1 protein-coding gene is annotated in these 3939 nt (G+C 73.3%); it reads right to left on the bottom strand.

Going from position 1 to position 3939, the window contains the following annotated elements; genetic code table 11:
• Positions 1-3897, bottom strand: a 3897-nt coding sequence (locus ABZ154_RS34830; RefSeq protein ID WP_356838458.1) for an SDR family NAD(P)-dependent oxidoreductase, incomplete at its 3' end; no start/stop codon positions are given.
• Positions 3898-3939 lie beyond the last annotated feature (42 nt).

The following is a 3939-nucleotide window of genomic DNA, read 5'->3' on the forward strand; positions in this document are numbered from 1 at the left end:
CCCACCCGACACCACCACATCCCACAAACCCTCAGGCGAAACCACCCCACCCGGAAAACGACAAGCCATCCCCACAATCACCACAGGATCACCCGCGGACTGGGAATTCCTCGATCGCGAGGGCGCCGGGAGGTTCGCAGGGGATGGTGCGGGCGGAGAGACATCGGAAGAGGTATCCACGAGCAACGAGCCGAGGAAAGTACCCAACGCCAGCGGCGTCGGGTGATCGAAGACAACCGTGGGCGGCAACCGCAGTCCCGTCACCTCGCACAGCCGGTTACGCAATTCCACCGCGAGCAGCGAATCGAAACCCATGTCCCGGAATGCCAGTCCGGCGTCGAAACCGCTCCCGCCCATGACGTCGCCGGCGATCGATACGACCAGTCGCCGGCTCTCCGCCGCCCTCTCCCCCTCCGGCAGACCGGCTATCCGCTCCGACCACGCGGTTCCCGCCGACTCGGCGACGGCCGTGACCGTGGCATCCCCGGAGTCGGCGACGGTGGGGGCGGCGGACGGCGCGAAGGCCGGGTCGAGGACCGCGGCCATCACGCTCGGCAGATCCAGGGTGCGAGCGGCGTCGTACATGCGAAGGCCGCGGGCGGCGCCGATCGGCCGCAGACCCGTGCGGCGCGCGAGTCGCTGGACGTCGGGCGCCGTCAGCCGTCCCGCCATCCCGTCCGGCAGGCCCCAGAGGCCCCATGCCAGCGAACGGGCCGGCAGCCCGAGGGCGGCGCGGTGCTGGGCGAGGGCGTCGAGGAACGTGTTGGCCAGGCTGTAGTTCCCCTGTCCGGCGGCACCCAGCGTGCCGGAGGCGGAGGAGAAGAGGTCGAAGAAGGCGAGCGGGGCCGAGCGGGTCAACTCATGCAGGTTCCAGGCGGCTTCGGCCTTCGGCCCGAATACGGCATGGAGTTGCGCGACGGTCATCGAACGGATGGTCGCGTCCTCGACGATGCCGGCAGCGTGGACGATGCCGGTCAACGGGTGTGCGGCGGGGACGGACGCGAGCACCGCGGCGAGCGCCTCTCGGTCACCGCAGTCGCAGGCGACGATCCGTACATCGGCGCCCATCTCCTCAAGATCGGCCACCAGTTGGCGTGCTCCTGGAGCCTGGGGGCCCCTGCGACTGGTCAGCAGCAGACGCCGTACGCCGTGCCGGGCCACCAGATGCCGAGCGATACGGGCACCGAGGGCGCCCGTGCCGCCGGTCACCAGAACGGTCCCCTGCGGGGCTGGGTCCGGGGCCGGGCCGGCGCCGGGCCCCGTCACCGGGATCAGTCGGGGCACGAACAACGCGCCTTCACGCAGAGCGAGTTCCGGTTCGTCGCCGGTCGCCGCCGCAGCCAGGGCAGCGTGCCCGAGGCCGGTCGCGTCGAGGTCCTGGTCCAAGTCGAGGAGGACGAAGCGGCCCGGCTCCTCCGACTGCGCGGTGCGGATGAGTCCCCACAGAGGTGCGTGTACCAGATCCACCGGGGCCTCGTCGGATCCGGTGGCGGTGCGCACCGCCCCCCTCGTCACGAACACCAGCCGGGTGTCGGCGAACCGCTGGTCCGCCAGCCAGCTCTGCAACAGCCCCAGGGTCTCCCGGGCGACACGCCGGACACCCTCGGTCGTCCGAGCCCCGCCGTCCTCCGCTGACGTCGGCAGGCAGGGCACGAGTACGACGGCCGGCGGCCGAGCCCCGGCGTCGACGCGCGCCCCCGCCGCCGAGACATCCGCAACGGTGGTGAGGCCCGGCGCAGAGGTGGGGTCGAGTACCCAGCAGGCGTCGGCGTCCGGGGCCGCCTGGGCCGTGGAGCCTTCGGCCAGGGGACGCCACGCCACCTGGAAGAGTCCGTCGTACGCGGGGTCGGCCGACGGCGCCCGCAGCATCAGCGAGTCCACGGCGGCCATCGGCGTCCCGTACTGGTCCGCGATCCGCAGGGCCACCGTGTCCGGGCCGGCGGGCGAGACTCGCACGCGCAGCTCCGTCGCCCCGGTCCCGTACAACCGGACGCCACTCCACGAGAAGGGCAGCCGTACGCGACCATCGGTTGCGGCCTGCCACATGGTCGCGTGCAGCGCGGCGTCCAGCAGCGCCGGGTGCAGTCCGTACCCCGACGTATCGGTTCCGGCGGGCAGCCGTACGTCGAGACAGGTGTCCGCACCCAGCCGCCAGACGGCTCGCAGTCCGCGGAAGGCGGGGCCGTACCCGTACCCGGCCTCGGCCAGCCGATCATAGAGCCCGTCGATGGCGACGGGCTCCGCGCCCGGGGGCGGCCATGCGGCCAGGTCGAAGTCGGCGGGTGTACGGGGCGCGCGCGGTGCGAGCGTCCCGGTCGCACGCCGGGTCCAGTCGGGGGCCTCGGCATCTCCTGTACGCGCACTACGCGCGTACAGGGTGAACGGCCGCTCACCTGCCGCACCGATCGCGCCGGCCACGAACTGGACCTCGACCGTCCTGCCGTCCGCGGAGAGCCTGACCGGCGCTTCCTGGGTCAATTCCGTGACCGTCGCGGCGCCGTCGAGCGCGGCGATGTGCGCGGCCAGTTCGACGAGCGCTGCTCCCGGCACCACGGCCTCCCCGGCGATCGTGTGATCGGCCAGCCAGGGATGGGTGAAGGTGGACAGGACGCCGGAGAACGCCTGGGCGTCGCGGTCCGCGAGGGAGACTGCGGTGTCGAGAAGCGGATGTGCGCCGCTGTGCGCCCGGCGGGGCGCGTCGGCGTTCAGCCAGTACCGCCGCCTCTCGAACGGGTAGGTCGGCAGCACGACCAGCGGCCGCCGGGGCAGGACGGCCTTCCAGTCGACCGGCAGCCCGCGGGTGTAGGCGGCGGTCAGTGCGTTCAGGAGACCGGCCGCGCCGCTGGAGCCGGGGCGTAGGGCGTCCAGCACGACCACACGGTCGGCGTCCCGGTCACGGAGTGCTCCGACGAACCGGCCGGCGGACGGCATGGCGACGATCGTTCGATGCCCGTTCTCCGTGAGGTGCCGCAGCGCGGTGTCGAGACCGACGGTCTCCCGCAGGCCGCGGAGCCAGTTCTCGGAGGCCACCTCGCGGCGGGCGTCGAGCGGCAGCCCGGTCCGCGATGAGCAGAGGTCGGCCGTCGTCCGGCGCGGGGCCGTCACGGAGAGGGCCGCACGCAGTTCCTCCACGGAGTCGCCGCGCACGAAGGCCGCACACAGCCGCGCCGCCTCCGCGAGGTCCAGCGCTCCGGTGACGTGGGCGGCCACGATCTCGCCCACGCCTTGGCCCAGTGCCGCGTCAGGTCGTACGCCGTACCGCTCCCAGAGCCGGGCCAGCCCGATCCCGACCACGAAGGCGACGGCCTCCGGCGGGTCGGCGGGTGACATCTCGCCGACGTTCCGTCCGAGGTGGGGGGCGAGTGCGGCGGCGCAGGCACGCACCTGGTCGGCGAACACGGGTGAGGCGCCCAGCAACTCACGCGCAGCGGAGACGGCTTCGGGACCCGTGTCGGCCGTGGCCTCGCCCGAGCCGGCACCGGCACCAGCACCAGCACCAGCACCAGCGCCAGCACCAGCACCAGCACCAGCACCAGCACCGAAGACGAACACGGTCCGGCTCCGCGCGCTCACGGTCCCGGTGGACAGCAGGTCGTCCGTCCGCCCGGTCGCCAGGGCCTGGAGCCCCGCCCGGTAGTCCCCGCCCTCGCCCGGCAGCACAGCGGCCCGGTGGTCGAACCCGGACTGGACGCTGGCGGCGGTGTAGGCGACGGCGGCCGGATCCAGGGGGGCCTCGCGTCCGGTGCCGGCGACGGTGGAGCCGGGATCCCCGGCGGCGCTCCGGTCCGTGCCGCGGTCCTGCTCCGTGACCCGGTCCCTCGGACCGGGATCGTCCGAAAGGAAGTCGTGGAGTCGGCGGGCTTGGGCGCGTAGCGCCGTCGCTGTCTTCGCGGACAACACCAACGGCAACACCCCGCCCACCGAACCGAGTTCGACCGA

It is taken from the genome of Streptomyces sp. NPDC006261 (assembly GCF_040613515.1).
GTDB lineage: Bacteria > Actinomycetota > Actinomycetes > Streptomycetales > Streptomycetaceae > Streptomyces.